Annotated in this window: 15 protein-coding genes; all 15 read left to right on the top strand. The window is 49.7% G+C overall.

Translation table 11 applies throughout. The annotated features are described in order from the left end of the window. The first annotated feature begins 31 nt into the window (after positions 1 to 31). The 15 genes from KNQ03_RS12505 (at position 32) to KNQ03_RS12570 (ending at position 18,651) form a co-directional block, all read left to right on the top strand. On the top strand, positions 32 to 2,698 hold the full coding sequence (locus tag KNQ03_RS12505) for an MMPL family transporter (protein WP_214725001.1): 2,667 nt from the start codon (positions 32 to 34) through the stop codon (positions 2,696 to 2,698). 84 nt (positions 2,699 to 2,782) lie between these two features. Continuing rightward, entirely contained in the window at positions 2,783 to 3,631 is an 849-nt protein-coding gene (locus tag KNQ03_RS12510; RefSeq protein ID WP_023466961.1) for an MBL fold metallo-hydrolase, read from the top strand. 77 nt (positions 3,632 to 3,708) lie between these two features. After that, the gene (locus tag KNQ03_RS17185) at positions 3,709 to 3,837 is read left to right on the top strand and encodes a hypothetical protein (RefSeq protein ID WP_255359383.1); all 129 of its coding nucleotides are present in this window, start codon (positions 3,709 to 3,711) and stop codon (positions 3,835 to 3,837) included. 107 nt (positions 3,838 to 3,944) lie between these two features. Beyond that, positions 3,945 to 4,649: a hypothetical protein gene (locus tag KNQ03_RS12515; protein ID WP_214725003.1), complete on the top strand. Its 705-nt coding sequence runs from the start codon at positions 3,945 to 3,947 to the stop codon at positions 4,647 to 4,649. A gap of 110 nt (positions 4,650 to 4,759) precedes the next feature. Then, entirely contained in the window at positions 4,760 to 5,920 is a 1,161-nt protein-coding gene (locus tag KNQ03_RS12520; protein WP_023466966.1) for an ROK family transcriptional regulator, read from the top strand. Between the two features lie 221 nt (positions 5,921 to 6,141). Beyond that, the gene (locus KNQ03_RS12525) at positions 6,142 to 6,624 is read left to right on the top strand and encodes a hypothetical protein (RefSeq protein ID WP_050678941.1); all 483 of its coding nucleotides are present in this window, start codon (positions 6,142 to 6,144) and stop codon (positions 6,622 to 6,624) included. A 29-nt stretch (positions 6,625 to 6,653) separates the two neighbouring features. Further along, positions 6,654 to 7,964, top strand: a complete 1,311-nt coding sequence (locus KNQ03_RS12530; protein ID WP_050678942.1) for an ABC transporter substrate-binding protein — start codon at positions 6,654 to 6,656, stop codon at positions 7,962 to 7,964. 72 nt (positions 7,965 to 8,036) lie between these two features. Next, entirely contained in the window at positions 8,037 to 8,999 is a 963-nt protein-coding gene (locus KNQ03_RS12535) for a carbohydrate ABC transporter permease (RefSeq protein ID WP_214725005.1), read from the top strand. A gap of 13 nt (positions 9,000 to 9,012) precedes the next feature. Continuing rightward, positions 9,013 to 9,798: a carbohydrate ABC transporter permease gene (locus tag KNQ03_RS12540; RefSeq protein WP_023466970.1), complete on the top strand. Its 786-nt coding sequence runs from the start codon at positions 9,013 to 9,015 to the stop codon at positions 9,796 to 9,798. A 25-nt stretch (positions 9,799 to 9,823) separates the two neighbouring features. Further along, the gene (locus KNQ03_RS12545) at positions 9,824 to 11,818 is read left to right on the top strand and encodes a beta-galactosidase (protein ID WP_214725007.1); all 1,995 of its coding nucleotides are present in this window, start codon (positions 9,824 to 9,826) and stop codon (positions 11,816 to 11,818) included. A gap of 14 nt (positions 11,819 to 11,832) precedes the next feature. Beyond that, positions 11,833 to 13,956, top strand: a complete 2,124-nt coding sequence (locus KNQ03_RS12550; RefSeq protein WP_214725009.1) for an alpha-galactosidase — start codon at positions 11,833 to 11,835, stop codon at positions 13,954 to 13,956. After that, positions 13,953 to 15,125 (top strand): galactokinase, encoded by a 1,173-nt coding sequence (locus KNQ03_RS12555; RefSeq protein WP_214725011.1) that lies wholly within the window; start codon positions 13,953 to 13,955, stop codon positions 15,123 to 15,125. The genes KNQ03_RS12550 and KNQ03_RS12555 overlap by 4 nt, the downstream gene beginning before the upstream one ends. Continuing rightward, on the top strand, positions 15,126 to 16,124 hold the full coding sequence (galE, locus tag KNQ03_RS12560) for a UDP-glucose 4-epimerase GalE (RefSeq protein ID WP_214725013.1): 999 nt from the start codon (positions 15,126 to 15,128) through the stop codon (positions 16,122 to 16,124). It abuts the gene before it with no gap. Positions 16,125 to 16,153: 29 nt separating this feature from the next. Next, complete coding sequence (locus KNQ03_RS12565) at positions 16,154 to 17,650, top strand: UDP-glucose--hexose-1-phosphate uridylyltransferase (RefSeq protein WP_214725015.1); 1,497 nt, start codon at positions 16,154 to 16,156, stop codon at positions 17,648 to 17,650. Continuing rightward, the gene (locus KNQ03_RS12570) at positions 17,647 to 18,651 is read left to right on the top strand and encodes an aldose epimerase family protein (RefSeq protein ID WP_214725017.1); all 1,005 of its coding nucleotides are present in this window, start codon (positions 17,647 to 17,649) and stop codon (positions 18,649 to 18,651) included. Before KNQ03_RS12565 ends, KNQ03_RS12570 begins: the two co-directional genes overlap by 4 nt. Positions 18,652 to 18,680 lie beyond the last annotated feature (29 nt).

Here is an 18,680-nt window from a genome sequence, read left to right on the forward strand (position 1 = left end):
AGACAGAATCGAAGGAAGAGGAGAATCGGATATGCGACAAATCGTCAAATGGCGTTGGGCAATTCTTGCGTTATTGCTCATCGTCACAGTAGGTTTACTATTTACGGCACCAAACTTGGCTAAACAAGCAGAAGAAGCAGGTGCGATTCAGCTTGCAAATGATGCCGATTCACAACGGGCAGCTGACATTTTAGAAAAAGCGGGGGCAAGTGAAGAAACCATTTCTCTCGTCATTCCGCTCAAAGACAAAGTCAGCGATGCCGATCGAACATCAATCGGGCAAATCGTTAAGGATTTAGAAGCACTTGATCGTCCGGTTACGGATGTGTTGGATCCGTTTGAAAACAAAGAGACGGAAGGACAGCTCGTCTCAAAAGACAAAAAGACAGTTCTCGTGCCAATCACGGTCGACGGTTCGCAAGAAGAGATCGTCAAACTGGCAAAACAAATCCGGACGGACCTCTTACCAAAGGATCAAACGATTTATCTAACGGGTGAAGCGTTAATCAATGATGACGTCAATACGAGCTCGCAAGAGGGACTGAAGCGAACGGAACTGATTACGGTCGGATTGATTTTCGGACTGCTTCTGCTCGTCTTCCGTTCAGTCGTCACACCGTTCGTCCCACTCGTTGCGGTTGGGTTTACGTACCTGATCAGCCAATCACTCGTCGCCTTTTTCGTCGATTGGTTCGGCTTCCCAGTATCGAACTATACGCAAATCTTCCTCGTTGCCATCCTGTTCGGGATTGGGACGGACTATTGTATTTTGCTCCTGAGCCGGTATAAGGAAGAGTTGACGGCAGGACACGACGTTGAGACAGCAATCGTCAACACGTATAAGACAGCAGGGCGTACGTTACTAATCAGTGGTCTCGCTGTTCTCGTCGGCTTCTCGGCGATTGGATTTGCGGACTTCCCGATCTTTAAATCGTCGGTCGCTGTTGCAGTCGGGATTGCCGTACTCTTGCTTGTCTTGTTTACACTTGTTCCATTCTTCATGGCGACATTAAAAGAAAAGCTATTTTGGCCATCGAAGAAGGCGGCGAGTCACCAAGACAGTAAACTGTGGGCACAGTATGGTGGACTATCGATTCGTCGTCCGTTGCTTGCGATGATCATCGTTGCGATCATCACGGTTCCGACACTCTTTACGTATGATGATGACCTTTCGTTTAATACCGTCGATGAGATTGGTGCGAAGTATGAGACGGTAAAAGGACTCAATGCGATTTCGGATGGATTTGGTGCAGGTGAGTCGCTCCCGGTCAACGTCATCCTGAAGAGTGACGATGATTTGATTACTGAAAAAACAGTTCCTTATGCGGAACAACTCAGTCGCGAACTGGTGAAGATTGACGGGGTCAAATCGGTTCGTTCGATTTCTCGTCCGACAGGCGAAGTCATCAATGATTTCTACGTCGATCGTCAATTAAAACAAGTTGCTGATGGTATGAAGAAAGCTACCGCCGGTCTCACGGATGTTCAGTCTGGTCTGACGACGGTGGAAGATAATTTGAATGGGATTACAGGACAGCTACCAGCAGGAGACGCGGCTTCAGCGGGTGCGAGTCAGTTGCAACAAGCAGCAGACGGACTTGGGCAAATTAACCAACAGTTGACGCTCGTCGGTCAAGGTCTACAATCGACCCAAAACATTCCGCAAACCGTCGGAACGTTGAATGCCTTGTCTGGTCAATTGAGCCAAGTTCAAGCCGGCATCAGTCAAGCAGCAAGTGGGATTGCGTCTCAAGGTGCGCAAGCCGGTCAACTTGGAAGTGGGTTGACGCAACTCGCGGACGGTGTCGGTCAAGCGAACGCAGGATTGACGAAAATTGAAAGTGGTCTTGAAGACATTTCTGATCTTCTGACCGAGATGGGACAAGCGACATCGATTCGGGGGACAGGTGTGTTCGTTCCAAAAGATACGCTGTCGGATAAAGCCTTTAAACCAGCAATTGATCGTTACGCGATCGATCAACAGACGGGATTGAAGTTCGAAGTCATTCTCGAAGATGATCCGTATTCGCCGGAAGCGATTCAAACCGTCGCTGCCATCAAAGAGACGACAGCGAAGACAATCAAAGGGACACCGTTTGAAGACAGCACCGTTGCATATGGTGGGATTTCAAGCGTCAACAGTGATTTAAATGATACGTCGAAAGCCGATTTCAAACGAACAGTGACGGTCATGCTGATCAGTCTCTTCGTGATTCTAGCAATCATGTTCCGTTCGTTGATCATGCCGTTGTTCATGATCGGTTCGTTATTGCTGACGTATTATACGTCGATGTCGATCGCAGAGCTGATCTTCGTCAACGGACTCGGATATGACGGTATCAGTTGGGCCGTTCCGTTCTTCGGATTCGTTATGTTGATTGCCCTTGGTATCGACTACTCGATTTTCCTACTCGACCGTTTCCGGGAAGAGACCATCAAGGGACTCGATACGAAGGAAGCGATGTTCCTGTCGATGAAAAAGATGGGGTCTGTCATCATCACGGCAGCGATCATCCTCGCAGGAACCTTCGGAGCGATGATGCCGTCTGGTGTCTTGAGTCTCGTTCAAATCGCGACGATCGTCATCACAGGTTTACTCTTGTATGGTTTGATCGTCTTACCACTCTTGATTCCAGCGATCACGGTATCGTTTGGCAAAGGGGTCTGGTGGCCGTTTCGACCAAACGCTAAAAAATAATAACTAACCAGACCGGGTTCGTCTTCTAGATGAACCCGGTTTTGTCATGACGTATACTAAAAGCAGATGATAAGGAGGTAGAGCATGCAACACTTCAAACAACTAACTTCACGGATTTGGTATCAGACACCGGTCAGCGAGACGGACCGCCCGATTCTCGCCGTCGTACGTGGGGAAAATCATCAATTGATGATCGATGCGGGAAACTCGTCAGCTCATGCAGCACTATTCTTAGAAGAAATGAAGAAACACAATCTTGGATCACCTGATTTATTGGCATTGACCCACTGGCACTGGGATCATATTTTTGGGATGAAACATCTCGGTCTGCCGTCAATCGCGACCAAGCAAACGATCGAACGAATGAAGGAGATGCAACCATACGCTTGGACGGATGGAGCGTTACAAGAACGAATGGATCAAGGCATCGAGATTCCGTTTTGTGCGGACGCGATCAAGCTCGAGTTCGGTTCGACACGTGATATCGAAGTCGTTTTACCGACGATCGGCTTTGAAGGACAACTGGATCTTGATTTGGGCGGGGTACACTGTCAGTTGATTGAAGTCGAAAACGATCATTCCCCGGGAAGTCTACTCGTCTACATTCCGGAAGAACGTGTCGTGTTCTTAGGCGACGCGATGTATGCCGATATCTTTTCACCGAAGTGGAATTATACGGTCGAACGGACGACGCGTTTACTAACGACACTCGATCGTTTAGATGCCGACTATTATATCTGGTCGCATGGAGAAGCGATGCCGAAGTCGGAATTTGAAGAAGAGATCAACATGTTGCGTCGAGCCATTCGCGTAACAGAAGCGACCGGAGGACGACTGAAGGACATGCGGACCTTATATGCAGAAGAGACAGGACGACCGTTGACAGAAGATGAGACCGAAACATTGATTTATTTCGCAAATGGAACGAAATGACAGATCATAACAAGGGATTGGATACGAGACGTCGAAAAAGAGAAGTACTACGAGCTTGTTAAAGGGAGCGGTACTACATGACGAAGCAAAGATTCGAACGAGATGAAACCGTCGATCGCGTCTTTTTTGGGAAAACGGGCATCTTCTCATTTTTAATCATCGTCGGAGGCATTCTATATCTACTATATGATTTGTATTTACAATGACCGGGACGCATGCGTTCCGGTTTTTTGAATTCAGGGGAGTGCACGAAAACCAGATATTGGGTAATAACTTGCGTGAGGCTGTTCGAGAAGGTGAGAGGAGATGTCGGATGAAACGAATTCAAATTGCGGATTTTGATCGACGCATGCCATCGATTGAACTGGTCGAAAAGGATGATCACTATGAAGCGATGCTTGTTCCGAGTTATGACCATACGTATCCTTCGACACAAATCCGGACGATCCGCTTAGCGGATATCTCCGTCAATCTGATTGTGACTCCGCAAGAAACACTGCTTGTTTCTGCGCTTTTTCATAAACCGGTTCAAGTGACGGATATTGTTTCCTGGATGCAATTGTATACGATTAGTTTTGCCCAGTCGGATGATACTGGTTATTTCGTCGAACAAGCGGATGAAATTTTAGAAGTCGTCTTGTATCAGAAACATCCGATCGTCATCGCGACACGTGGTCAGGATCGATTGTATTACGATACGACGAGGGCGATCGAGGTCCGACGGGCGATGAATGAATCGGTCGGCGAGCGTCCGTTGCTTTATTTGAATGGGGAAGCCTGGTACGGTGTTCCACGTCTGACGTTTAATCGCATGAAGGATGAGTTACACGTCAACGGCACATTTTTATATGCGGACTATATGGATGCACACCACGGAAAAATCGGTTTCTTTCGCGAGAATGATCCGTCTCAACCGATTGTTTTGCTGGTCGGTCAAGCCATCGTTGAAATCGAACTGACCGAAAATTCGGACGGTTCACGTGTCTTGATCTTGGAACAACCATACGACGAAGCATGAAAGTGCACAAAAACCGTTCAGCAGATGAACGGTTTTTGTGTGAGACCGTGAAATCCCTTACAAAATATGCGAAGATAGTAAAGAGACAGACCAAAGGGGTTGAGGGGGACATGGCGAAAGAAACACCGCGTAATTCTAAATGGATGCGTTCTTATAATCGAGCACTCGTCTTGCGACTGATCCGGATGCATCAACCGATTTCGCGGGTCGAGTTAGCACAACGGACGAACTTGACGAAGCCGACGGTATCAAACATCGTCAGTGAATTGATTGCAGAACAACTCGTGACGGAGCGAGAGCTTGGGGTATCAAATGGGGGACGAAAACCGATCATGCTCGAACTCGTCGCAACAGAGCAATACGTCATCGGCATCGATGCAACAAGTCACCAATTCATCGGTGTCGTTGCGGATTTAAGTGGGAACACGATTCATGAGTCCGAAGCCGTGGGACGCTTTGAGACGAATGAAGAACTGATTGAAGCAATCGGTCGCTTATGCGAGACCTTGATTGCACAGACAAAAGGACGGGGAACGATTCACGGAATCGGGATCTCCGTCCACGGGATGGTCAATCCGGAGACAGGTGTCATTCTTTTTGCTCCACGATTCCATCTGCATGACGTTGAGTTGAAGGTACAACTCGAAGCACGTTTTGACTATCCTGTCTTCATCGAAAATGATGTCCGGGCACTCGCTTCGTTTGAGTTATTGTTCGGTGAAGGCGTCGGGGTCGAACAATTCTTCTATCTCTATGCTGGGGAAGGGATCGGGGGTGCTTATGTGCTCGACGGACAGCTTGTCGACGGACAACATCATATTACGGGAGAGGTCGGACATATGCGCCTTGATCTCGATGGTCCGATTTGCTCGTGTGGGAACCGAGGATGTCTTGAAGCGTTGGCAGGCGAAAAAGCATTATTACGGGATTATGCTGTCGTTGATCCACAAGTCTCGACGCTTGCTGATTTGCGCAAGCGGTTGAACGAGGGAGACGAGCAGGCGGTTCGTGCGTATGAACGGGCGGGGGAATATATCGGAATCGGTGTCTTGAATACGATTCATCTTTTGAATCCACGCCGGATTTTACTTGGGGGACCGATGTTCGAGCTCGCACCTACGATCGTTGATCAAATCAAGGAACGGGTCGAGCACACGGCGTTGACCGCTGCTTCACGTGAAACCGATGTCAAGATGGTCCCGTGGGGTGAAAAACAGGGAGCACTCAGTGCAGCGGCCCTTGCAACGAACAGTTTATTTCAAACGATTTAATGAGCCGATTCCGTGTCTTGCGAACCAGCAAGAGATGGAATCGGTTTTGTTATTCAAAAATAATTTAATGAAACCGTTTACAAATTAAAAAGTGATGTGCTATAGTCGATGTAAAGTTAGATAATAAATTTAATTTACTAAGTTCATGGTCAACTAAGTGGAGGTGGATGCAGGTTAGCAGGGGCTAATCAAGCTGAAGCAGGAAAGGGAGGCATCGCGCAATGGAACCATACGATCCATGGGTTTCGTACCGTGAAGCTTTCGGGCGTTACGGAGCAATCCGCGGTTTTTATTTTCATCGGTCAACGCAACAGATGACAGAACAGGGTCCAGGCGATGTCCCGACAGACGAGCAGGATATCGTGCTCGTCCGACCACGACGTGACGGTGTGTTTCAATTCCGGATGTCATCGGTACAAGGGGTCCTGACGATCCGTTCATCCGAGCTACACATTCGAAAAAATGAGAGCGGATACATTGAATTACGCGCACTCATGCAACACATGCGCTCTGCCGGTTGTTTAACGCTCGGTGGGGAGTTATATCTCTTCGTCCGACCGGACGTTGATACGCTGGCGTACCGTCTTCGATTGATTGCCCGCGTATTGATTCAGCTACAGGGAATGCCGATTCAGACGAAAGTGATCGAAGAATGGTGCAAACAAGCACAAATTGAAGGGGAACACGCTAGACGATACGCTTGACTACTTACACATAAAAGGGGAGCTCTTACATGAAATTCAAAAAAACGAAACTCGTTGCTGCAGCATCAGTCCTAACATTATCCGCATTCCTTGCTGCTTGTGGTGGCGAAGACGAGCAACAAACGAAAACGAAAGACGGCAAGACGATCGTCACATGGTGGGGCTGGGCGCCACAACCAGAAGCGGGGAAAGCAGTCGTTGATGCGTTCAACGAATCGCAAGACAAATACGTCGTTCAATTCAAACGCTACAGTGAAGACTATGAAAAACAATTACAAGTCGCGATGTTGTCAGGTAAGGGTCCAGACATCATCGGTCTAAAAGAACCGATGATCCAGCAGTACAAGGATCGTGTCGTACCCGTTGATTCGTACATGGATAAAGCAGCAGGCAAAGGCTGGAAAGACAAGTTCGTCGAGCTTGGAATCGAACAAACGACACTCGACGGTAAACAATATGCAGTGCCAATCGGGTTCACAGGTCAAGCGTACTTGATGTACAACAAGACGATGCTCGACAAATACGGCGTGACACCACCGAAGAACTACAAAGAAACAGTCAGTGCAGTCAAGAAGATCAAAGACTCGGGCGATAAAGTCATCCCACTCATGCTCGGAGCAAAAGATGCGTGGATCGATATCGACGTCTACAACGTCCTCAGTCACCAAGTGGCACCAGGCTACATCCAAAAAGTTCTTTCGGGTGAAGCGAAGTGGACAGACGACGAGATGGTCAAAACAGCGCAAATCTGGCAAGACCTCTTCAAGGATAAAGTCTTCCAAGAAGGTGCACTTGGTTTAGCGACGTACAATGACGGGATGAACCAATTCTTCGATAAAAAAGCAGCGATGTGGGTCATCGGTTCATGGGAAGCACACTCGATGACGACGAAAGAGAAAAAAGAAAAATGGAAAATCGATGATGAGCTCGGATTCGTTCCACTCCCGAACTTAGCAGGCGGAACAGAGCAACCCGTCATCGCATCGATCGACATGGCACTTGGTGTCAACAAAGAGTCAAAACAACAAGAAGGTGCAGCGGAGTTCATCGCCTTCATGAGCCAAGGAAAAGGACAAGAAGTCTACATGGGTGAGTTCGAGATGGCACCTGGAATCAAGGACGTCAAAGTCGATTCAGATGCTGCCTTCACATCGGAAGGTGAAAAAGAGTCGTACAAGATGTTGAACGACACATTAGCAAAAGCGGTTGCTAGCCGTGGTATCCGGGATACGAAATTAAACGATATCCTCGGTAAGGAACTTCAAAACATCGCGACAGGACAAGATCCGAAAGAAGCATTACAACGCGTTCAAGACGCAGCGGATCAATCAGCGAAATAAGACTCGACAGTGAAGTGGTACGCCTGCGTGCCACTTCCTGATTTTTGGACTTGAGGAAAGTGGGGAATCCATATGCAGACAGAGCGACAGGAATTGCCGATTAAACCAAAAGCAGAACCGCTCCAGCCGGTAGCGACACGTACGCCTGCGCCAAAGAAGAAAAAGAACATGAAGCGGAACATGGTCGGATGGGCTTTCGTTGCCCCGATCGTCTTGTTCGTTGTCAGCTTCATCTATTATGGGATCTTCTATAACGCCTATAACTCGTTCTTCTCGTGGGACGGAATCTCGTTTGACAAAGCGTTCGTCGGACTCGACAACTATGCTGAGATGTTCCAAGATCCAGACTTCTATCTCTCGCTGAAGAATACGTTCATCTTCACGATTTTAACAGTCACGATCCAAGCCGGTATCGGTCTTGTCTTGGCGTACTTCCTGCATACACCGGGACCAATGCGGACGGCGATGAAGTCGGTCTTCTTCTTCCCGGTCGTCTTGAGCCCTGTCGTACTCGGTGCGGCATTCTCACAAATCTATGATTTCCAGTTTGGTTACATCAATGAGTTCCTCCGTGCAATTGGTCTCGGTAGCCTCGAACAGAACTGGCTCGGTGACCCGGATATCGCGCTTTATTCCGTCATTGCGATCAACATCTTCCAGTGGACGGGTTCTTCAATGGTCATGTACTACATGGCGATGTTGACGATTGAGAAGGAAATCTTCGAAGCAGCAAAAATCGATGGAGCTGGATTCTTCCGGACACTGTGGAGCATCGTCTTCCCGAACTTGAAAGGAACGACGTTCACACTTTCGATCCTCGGTGTCATCGGTGGTCTGAAGACATTCGATTTAGTCTGGATCACGACAGCCGGCGGACCGGGATCGTCGACGGAGTTCATTTCGACTTATCTATTCCGGAAATCGATGTTGCAACAGGAAGTCGGTTACTCGAGTGCTGTTGCCATCATCCTGTTGACGATTGCCTTACTCATCACGTACTTCCAATTGCGCGTACAAAAGAAAATGGATAACTAAGGAGGAACGACCCATGGATGTAGAATCTAAAAAAAGCCGCTGGATGATCAACCTTGTATTGGTGCTGGCATCAATCGTCTGGTTATTCCCGATTTTCGTCATGTTCAAAGAGAGTCTCCGAATCAATGGATTCGACAACTATATCGCGACACTGCAAAACCCGAACTTCCCAACGTTCGTCTTCAACAGTTTCTTCGTTGCCTTCTTCATGATCATCATCTCGATCACGATTCTGGCATTCGCGGCGTTCGCCTTCTCGAAACTTGAGTTTGCTGGAAAACGCCTTTTGTTCAACATGGTCTTAGCGGGTCTGATGTTACCCGTCGCTTCGATGATCGTTCCATTGTTCTTCACGCTCCGTTCGTTTGACGGACTGAACAACCACTGGGGACTGATCGGAGCGGAAGTCGCATTCTTCTTACCATTCGGTCTGATGCTCATCAAAGGATACTTCGATGAACTACCAAACGAACTGATGGAAGCGGCGTATATCGATGGGGCGACGATTCTTGAAGTCTTCTTTAAAGTCATGCTACCACTCGCAAAACCAGCGCTCGCAACAGCTTTAATCTATGCGTTCCTTAACTCATGGAACGAATACTTGATGGTTCTTACGTTCATGACGGATCCTGCCTATCAGACAGTGACGATGGCACCAAGTTTCTTCAAAGATGCGCTCGGTGGGGATCCAGGAAAAATCTACGCGTCACTTGTTTTGATCAGTTTACCGACGATGATCTTCTATATCTTCTTCCAACGTTTCTTCCAAAAAGGAATGACGGCGGGTGCAGTAAAATAATTGTTTTTGCGTAAGGGGGAGCACAATGTATTTAGGAGTCGATTATTATCCAGAACAAACACCACGAGCACTATGGGAGGAAGACTTCCGACTGATGAAGGAACTTGGCGTCAACGTCGTTCGTCTCGCGGAATTCGCTTGGTCGATGATGGAGCCGGAAGAAGGCGTCTATGACTTCAGCTTTTGGGATGACGTCATCGAACGCTTGAGTGCGGAAGGATTCGATATCGTACTCGGGACACCAACTGCGACACCACCGGCTTGGTTATGTACGAAGTATCCAGAAATCTTACCGGTCGATGAGAACGGTGTGACGATCAGCTTTGGTGCTCGTCGCCATTATACGGTCCACAGCGAAACGTACCAGCGTCTATCCGTCAAGATCACGGAAGAGATGGCGAAACGCTACGGTCAACATCCTCGTGTCATCGGGTGGCAAACGGATAATGAATACGGGCATGAGAAATCGGATCGTTCTTACGGCGATGTCGACCGCGCTGCTTTTCAGCGTTGGCTAGCGAACCGTTACGGAACGCTCGATGCCTTGAACGAAGCATGGGGAACCGTCTTCTGGAGTCAGACGTACACGGCGTGGGAGCAAATCCCGGTACCGCGTAAAGTCTATCAGGAACACAACCCATCCTTGCTCGTCGACTTCGATCGCTTCTGTGCCGACGGCTATACGTACTACAACAAATTACAAGTCGATGTCTTACGTCGCTACATTCCAGAGAACGTCTTCATCACGCACAATCTGGTCTACAGTGACATGGCGGTCAATCAGCAACAAATGGCGCAAGACCTCGATTACGTGGCGTTCGATAACTACCCAGTCTGGGGTGGACTACCGGAGCCGAACCGGTTCGAGAAGATGGCGAGTGATCACGATCTTTGCCGCTCTTCGAAGCAAGGAAAAGGGTTCTGGGTCATGGAACAGTTGAGTGGCGCACAAGGCTGGAGCAAAATCGGTTACTTGCCACGACCAGGACATATTCGCCTCTGGACGTACCAAGCGGTCGCGCGGGGAGCGGAAGCGATCGTCTACTTCCGCTTCCGGGCTGCTCATTTCGGAACAGAGGAGTTCTGTCACGGCATCATCGATCATGACGGCAAACCGAAGCGGAAATTCGAAGAAGTCAAACAGATCATGACGGAACTGAATACGTATGGCGATGAGATCAACGCGAGCCGTTATGACGCGAAAGTCGGTGTCTATTTCGATCAAGAAAACGTCTGGGCGTGGACACACCAGCCACACAGTGATGCGTTTGATTTCCGGACGGAGTTCGTCCGCTTCTATGGTGGAGCGGTTCGTCAACAAGTCGCAACCGACATCGTTTTCCCAGGTGATGATCTATCTCGTTATAAACTGATCATCGTTCCGCTCTATTTCTTAACGAATCCAACGTTCGATGACGCCTTGATTGCGTACATGGAACAAGGCAGTCACGTCATCTTCACGTACCGGACAGGCGTCAAGGATGCACGGAACCATGTTGTACCGACGACGTTACCAGGTAAGTTCGCGCCGTATGCGGGCATCGAGATCGACGAATACGAGTCACTCCAATCCGTTCAGCAACATCAGGTGACAGGCATCGGCGAGATGGCAGGACAATCCTCAACAGCCCGCCTCTGGTGTGACCTCATTACACCAACGACAGCAGAGACGCTCGCTGTCTATGAAGATACGTTCTATGAGGGTGTAGCGGCTGTGACGCGCAATGCCTATAAAGGAATGATTACCTACATCGGCTCATCGATTGATGACGCGATGATCGATACGATTTACCGTCAAGCGTTCACTGAGGCCGGCATCGAGATGATCGAGGCGCCGGATCAAGTCGAAATCGTGCGTCGTCACGGCGAAAAACGTGATTTCCTCTTCTTGATGAACCATGACACGAAAGAAACGCGGGACGTCACGTTAGACGGCACATACAAAGCATTGACAAAAGATGAGACATATCGTGGAACGGTCCAGCTCGCACCACTTGAGACACTGATTCTGACGACGTAAGGAGGAAGAGAACCATGGCAATCTTTGAAGTAGCAGGACGTCGTTTCGTCATCGAAGGGAAACGGGTCGCTCACGTCGTCACGATTGGTGGGAACGGTAAGCTGATTCACACGTATTTCGGTGCCAAGTTACCATATCGAGATGATTATGAAGCATTACCGAGTCCGATCGTCGCACACAGTTCATTTGAATCACCAGATGGCGTCGCGACGTACGATTTCGTACCATTCGGCGAGATGTTGTACACGGAGCCAACTTTGAAATCGGAACGAGAAGATGGACAACGGATTCACCAGTTCCAATTTGAACGCTCCGAGCAGACCGAAACGAAATTGACGCTCTGGCTGTTTGATCCCTTGCAGGAGATGCGTGTCGGAGTGCAGTACGAAGTGTTCGCTGATTATGACATCATCGGTCGTTCGATCGTCGTCGAAAACACGGGACGATTACCTGTTCGTTTGACAGCAGCCCAGTCCTTTGCGATGGGCCGCTGGCATCAACCGAATTTAAAACTGCATCACTTCGCTGGGATGTGGACAGGTGAGTTCAAGAAACAGATCACACCAGTGACACCAGGGCGCCAGACGATTGAAAGTCGACGTGGAGTGACAAGTCACCAAGCGAATCCTTGGTTCGCACTTGAGCAGGACGCGACAGAAGACAGTGGTGAAGTCGTCTACGGACATTTTGCTTATTCTGGCAACTGGGCGATTCACGTCGAACAAGATGCGTTCGGTTTTGTCCAACTATCAGGGGGCATGAATCCGTTTGACTTCAGTTGGAAACTATCACATCAACAACAGTTGACGACACCAACGTTCTACATCGGCTATGCGGACGGTTTCGCGGATATGAGCGCCCATGCGCATGCGTTCCAGCGTGACGTCATCATGCCACGTGCGACCGATCGTCCTGTTCTTTATAACTCATGGGAAGCGACGTATTTCGATGTCACGGAATCTGGTCAACGTGAACTCGTTGATCTGGCAGCAGGAATCGGTTGTGAGCTGTTCGTCGTCGATGACGGTTGGTTCGGTGAACGCCATTCCGATCAAGCGGGACTCGGGGACTGGCACGTTAATCGGGAAAAATTCCCGAACGGTCTAGAGCCTTTGATCTCGTATGTGAAACAGCAAGGGTTACAATTCGGTCTGTGGGTCGAACCGGAGATGGTCAATCCGGATTCTGATCTATACCGGGCGCATCCAGACTGGATTTACCATGCGCGCGATGCAGTCCGGACGACGTCACGGAATCAATACGTCTTGAATCTTGGATTACCAGAAGTCGAGCAGTTCATTCTCGAGATGATGGATGATTTGCTGACGCGTCACGCGATCGACTACATCAAATGGGATATGAACCGTGCCTTCTCGGAACCTGGCGTTCCAAAAGACCAGACGGATCGACAGCAAGAACTATGGAAACGTCACGTCGATGCATTGTACCGGATCTTTGACGAATTACGTCGCTTGCATCCGACGGTCGACTTCGAAGCCTGTGCCGGTGGTGGCGGACGGATCGACCTTGGAATCCTTTCACGGACAGAACAAGTCTGGACGAGTGATAACACCGATCCACTCGATCGCTTACAAATTCAGCACGACTTCTCGTATGCCTACAATGCGAAAATGATGAGTTGCTGGGTGACGGACGGACCGAACTGGTTAAATGGACGCAATGTACCGCTTGCAACACGCTTCGTCTCCTCGATGCAAGGCACACTCGGCATTGGTGGTAACTTAAGCGAATGGTCAACGGATGAACTTGCGGAAGCAAAAGGTTGGATTGAGACATATCAAGCGATTCGTCCGACGATTCAACGCGGTATCCAGTATCGCTTATCTGCATTTACACAACAGACGCCAAGCGTCATGCAGTATACATCAGAAGAAGAAACGGTCCTACTTGCGATCGCGCCACTTCGACAGTACGGAACACATCAGTATCACTTCAAACTAAAAGGACTCGACCCAGCAATGCGTTATCAAGTCGAGGACCGGACGTTAAGCGGCGCTTACTTGATGCAACAAGGCTTGACGTTCTCATACACGACGGACTATGAAGCCCGCTGCTTGCGGATTCAGCCAGTCCACCGTGCGCTCTCATTACTCAAATCAAAGGAGACGATCGTATGACAGACCAGACGTTAGAAGCACAATTTGAACAGCGGTTTGGCTCACCGTCGACGCATCGCTTCTTTGCACCAGGACGGATCAATTTAATCGGCGAACATACGGATTACAATGGCGGTCACGTCTTTCCATGTGCGTTGACGTTCGGTACACATGCGATCGCACGAAAACGAAACGATCAACATTTCCGCTTTTACTCACTGAATTTCGAGCAGGACGGCATCATCGAAGTCACGCTCGATGAACTTGCGTATGACGCGACGCACGGTTGGGCGAACTATGCGAAGGGTATGATCACGGTCTTACAGGAAGCAGGGTACCGAATCGATTCAGGATGTGACATCCTGATTCAAGGTGACATTCCGAATGGAGCTGGTCTTTCATCATCGGCTTCGCTTGAACTCGTCATCGGTGTCTTGCTCGATCGATTATACGGATTAGAGATTCCACGTCTTGATCTCGTCCGGTTCGGTCAACAAGTCGAAAACCGTTATATTGGCGTCAACAGTGGTATCATGGATCAATTTGCGATCGGCATGGGAAAAGCGGGAGCGGGCTTGTTGCTCGATTGTGAGACGCTCGATTATACGTATGCCCCACTCGATTTGACGGGGTATACGATCATCATCATGAATACGAACAAACGCCGTGAACTGGCGGATTCGAAATACAATGAGCGCCGGGCGGAATGCGAGACAGCACTCGCTTATCTCAATCAATTCACGCCACGGGAAGCACTCGGACAATGGACGACGTCAGAATTCGCAAAAGTCGCATGGGAAGACGAACGTTTGATGCGTCGCGCACGCCATGCGATTTCAGAGAATGAACGAACACTTCAGGCACTAGCAGCACTTGAAGCGGGAGAACTGACGACGTTCGGTCAGTTGATGAACGCTTCACACGTCTCGTTACGGGAAGATTATGAAGTGACAGGGATTGAACTCGATACACTCGTCGAAGCCGCTTGGGAACAACCGGGCGTGCTCGGCGCACGGATGACAGGTGCTGGTTTTGGTGGCTGTGCGATTGCGATCGTTGAAGACGAAGCAGTCGACGCGTTCAAACAAGCTGTCGGCGAACACTATGAAGCACGGATCGGATATCCGGCGACGTTCTATACGGCGACGGTCGGTGACGGAGCACGTGAAATCGAACGGGAGGTCATCTAAATGGCAACGTTAGTCGTAGGTGGAGCTGGTTATATCGGCTCCCATGCCGTCTATCAATTGATTGATGCCGGAAAGGATGTCGTCGTCATCGACCATCTGCAGTCCGGTCATCGTGAAGCGGTTCACCCGCAAGCACGTTTATATGAGGGAGATATACGCGATCGTGCTTTTCTCGATCGCGTCTTTACGGAAGAGACGATTGAACAAGTCGTTCATTTCGCTGCTTTTTCACTCGTTGGCGAGTCGATGACGGAACCATTACGCTACTTTGATAACAACGTTTACGGGACACAAGTGTTGCTCGAAGCGATGATTGCTCACGACATCAAACAGATCGTTTTCTCTTCGACGGCAGCGACATACGGTGAACAGGAACAGATGCCGATTCTCGAAACAGCGGAAACGCGTCCGACGAATGCGTATGGCGAGACGAAGTTGATGATGGAGAAGATGATGCGATGGTCTGCACAAGCGTATGGCTTACGTTACGTCGCGTTACGCTACTTCAATGTCGCCGGTGCACGGGCAACAGGTGAAATCGGAGAAGACCATACACCAGAAACACATTTGATTCCGCTCGTCCTTGAAGTAGCCAACCGACAACGGGCAGAAATTTCGATCTATGGCGATGATTATCCAACGCCGGATGGCACGTGCATTCGCGATTACATCCATGTTGAAGACTTGATTGATGCCCATGTACGAGCACTCGATTATTTAGCGGACGGCAACGACAGCGCAGTCTTTAACCTCGGTTCAAGCCAAGGGTTTTCCGTGCGAGAAATCATCGAAGCAGCCCGTCGCGTAACGGGACACCCGATTCCGGAACGCATCATTGAACGTCGTGCAGGGGATCCGAGTATCTTAATCGCCGGATCCGCCAAAGCAAAAGAAGTTCTCGGCTGGACACCACAACGCACCGACATCGAAACGATCATCCGTGATGCTTGGAATTGGCATGCGCACAATCCAGAAGGGTACCGGACGAGCGTTCGTTAAAGAGAGACAGAATGAGGAGAGTGACGGCGATGAATGAACTCATCCAACAGTTAGTAGCGCAAGCAATCCAGGAACGCTTGATTGAACCGGAAGATGCGATCTACGCCCGAAACCGGATTCTAGCGCGGGTCGGTCAAGCCGATTTTGAAGAACAGGCAGACGTACCATCTCGCCCGATTCCAGATATCTTGGATGACATGATTGAAGTGTTGATCGTAAGTGGACAGTTGCCGGCGCGTTTTGAAGACAAAGAGCAGTTCGCAGCAGATGTGATGGATATCTTCGTCGCCCGTCCGTCTGACGTGACGGCGGCATTCCGTCGTCTGTACGCTGAATCACCGATAGCGGCGACGGATTATTTTTATCAGCTCAGTCAAGCAAGTAACTACATTCAAACGAAACGGATTGCTAAAAATAAACGCTATCAAGCAGAGACGGCTTACGGGACGATCGATGTCACAATCAACTTATCGAAGCCGGAAAAAGATCCACGTGAAATCGCAGCAGCTCGGACGGAGGCACCAACGGCGTCGAACTATCCAACGTGTCTGTTGTGCGTCGAAAACGTCGGCTACGCGGGCCGTGCGAATCATCCAGCTCGTGCGAATCACCGAATCGTTCCGCTGACGCTGATGGAAGAACCGTGGGCATTACAATACTCACCGTACGTCTATTACAACGAACATAGCATCATCTTGTCACAGGAACATCGTGACATGGTCATCAATCGGGATGCCTTTGCACGCCTGCTCGCTTTCGTCGAGCAGTTTCCGCATTACTTTGCTGGTTCGAATGCGGACCTGCCGATCGTCGGCGGATCGATTCTAACGCATGATCATTATCAGGGCGGTCGTTATACGTTTGCGATGGACCGAGCAAACGCTTTAACATCTTTTATGTTCCCGGATCAGCCGACAGTCACTGGTGAAACCTTACACTGGCCACTGAGTGTGTTGCGTCTGAAGAGTGAAGATGCGTCGGCACTACTCGATGCTGCGACGACCGTCTATGAGACGTGGTTGACGTATACGGATGAGAGCCAAGAGATCCGTTCACATACCGGTGAGACGCGACACAATACGGTGACGCCGATCGCCCGTCAACGTGATGGACAATTCGAGCTCGATCTCGTCTTACGGAACAACCGGACGTCAGCAGAACATCCGGACGGTATTTTCCATACGCATGCCGATATTCACCACATCAAGCGGGAAAATATCGGCTTGATCGAAGTGATGGGACTGGCAGTTTTACCGGCACGCCTGCTCCAAGAATTGCAACAGGTCGAACAGTTCATCACAGGTGAAGTCGACGAAGTGGCTGTCGCTCATGCTGACTGGGCGCAAGAACTAAAACAAGCGTATGACGGTCAAGATGTCACGATGTACGTCGAGCAAGCGGTCGCTGCGAAATTCGTACGTGGTCTCGAAGACTGTGGCGTCTTTAAACAGACGGAAGAAGGTCAGGCGGCGTTCGGGCGATTCGTTCAACTCGTGACGCGCCAACCGGTGGAGGAACAACGATGACACAACTACTTGAGAAAGAGTTGATCCGACATACGTTACGCCAGGAAGGCATCGAAGTGACACTCTGGAACTACGGCGGCATCATCCAAGATATCCGGACGACCGATCGGGAGGGGCATTTGGAAAGTGTCGTCCTCGGTCTTGAAACGGTGAAAGATTATCAACAGCACTCGCCTTACTTCGGGGCAATCGTCGGACGCGTCGCTGGTCGAATCGGACAAGCACGCTTCGAAGTAGCGGGAGAGGACTATCCGCTCGTCGCAAACGACGGCGCGAATCATTTGCATGGGGGGATTCACGGATTCGATCAAGCATGGTTCGATGTCATTGAAGCGACGGATACATTGTTCCATTTGCGCTTGAACAGTCCGGATGGAGAAGAAGGTTATCCGGGAACGGTCACACTCGACGTATATTATCGATTAGAGGGAACAACACTGACGCTTGAGATGACGGCCGTGACGGATCAGACGACACCACTCAATCTGACGAATCATACGTACTTCAACTTATCGGGAAATGCGAAGCGGGATGTGTTGGATCATGTCTTGACGTTACCAAGCGACTGCTACTTACCGGTCCAGCCAGACGGCTTGCCGACAGGGGAACAATGGGATGTCTCTGGAACCCCGTTCGATTTCCGGAACGGTCAGTCGATTCGTGACGGGATTACGCTTGAGCATCCCGAGACGATTGCTGTTGGAAACGGCTATGATCATCCCTTCGTGTTGCGGGATGACACACTTCGACTTGAAGATCCGGTGTCCGGTCGTTTCGTCGACGTGACAACGAATCAGCCGGCGGTCGTGCTCTATACGGGAACGCAACTGCTGACAGATTATACGATTCATGGTGTTCCGGCTCGACCATCACTTGGTTTATGCCTTGAAGCACAAGTCCATCCGAATGCAGTCCATGAACCCGATTTTCCATCAATCTTGTTGTCACCCGGTGAGATATATCACTGGAAAACAGCTTATCGCTTTGGCGTAATATCTTGATGGATTCGAAGAAGAAGCCCCACTTTCCG

The sequence above is a fragment of the Exiguobacterium sp. s143 genome, assembly GCF_018618895.1.
GTDB lineage: Bacteria > Bacillota > Bacilli > Exiguobacteriales > Exiguobacteriaceae > Exiguobacterium_A > Exiguobacterium_A abrahamii.

Excerpts from the sequence above, each read along its gene's own strand:
- KNQ03_RS12535 (WP_214725005.1), top strand. The coding sequence starts at position 8,037 with ATGCAGACAGAGCGACAGGAATTGCCGATTAAACCAAAAGCAGAACCG.
- KNQ03_RS12550 (WP_214725009.1), top strand. The coding sequence starts at position 11,833 with ATGGCAATCTTTGAAGTAGCAGGACGTCGTTTCGTCATCGAAGGGAAA.
- KNQ03_RS12545 (WP_214725007.1), top strand. The coding sequence starts at position 9,824 with ATGTATTTAGGAGTCGATTATTATCCAGAACAAACACCACGAGCACTA.
- galE (WP_214725013.1), top strand. The coding sequence starts at position 15,126 with ATGGCAACGTTAGTCGTAGGTGGAGCTGGTTATATCGGCTCCCATGCC.
- KNQ03_RS12505 (WP_214725001.1), top strand. The coding sequence starts at position 32 with ATGCGACAAATCGTCAAATGGCGTTGGGCAATTCTTGCGTTATTGCTC.
- KNQ03_RS17185 (WP_255359383.1), top strand. The coding sequence starts at position 3,709 with ATGACGAAGCAAAGATTCGAACGAGATGAAACCGTCGATCGCGTCTTT.
- KNQ03_RS12540 (WP_023466970.1), top strand. The coding sequence starts at position 9,013 with ATGGATGTAGAATCTAAAAAAAGCCGCTGGATGATCAACCTTGTATTG.
- KNQ03_RS12530 (WP_050678942.1), top strand. The coding sequence starts at position 6,654 with ATGAAATTCAAAAAAACGAAACTCGTTGCTGCAGCATCAGTCCTAACA.
- KNQ03_RS12525 (WP_050678941.1), top strand. The coding sequence starts at position 6,142 with ATGGAACCATACGATCCATGGGTTTCGTACCGTGAAGCTTTCGGGCGT.
- KNQ03_RS12555 (WP_214725011.1), top strand. The coding sequence starts at position 13,953 with ATGACAGACCAGACGTTAGAAGCACAATTTGAACAGCGGTTTGGCTCA.
- KNQ03_RS12520 (WP_023466966.1), top strand. The coding sequence starts at position 4,760 with ATGGCGAAAGAAACACCGCGTAATTCTAAATGGATGCGTTCTTATAAT.
- KNQ03_RS12510 (WP_023466961.1), top strand. The coding sequence starts at position 2,783 with ATGCAACACTTCAAACAACTAACTTCACGGATTTGGTATCAGACACCG.
- KNQ03_RS12515 (WP_214725003.1), top strand. The coding sequence starts at position 3,945 with ATGAAACGAATTCAAATTGCGGATTTTGATCGACGCATGCCATCGATT.
- KNQ03_RS12570 (WP_214725017.1), top strand. The coding sequence starts at position 17,647 with ATGACACAACTACTTGAGAAAGAGTTGATCCGACATACGTTACGCCAG.
- KNQ03_RS12565 (WP_214725015.1), top strand. The coding sequence starts at position 16,154 with ATGAATGAACTCATCCAACAGTTAGTAGCGCAAGCAATCCAGGAACGC.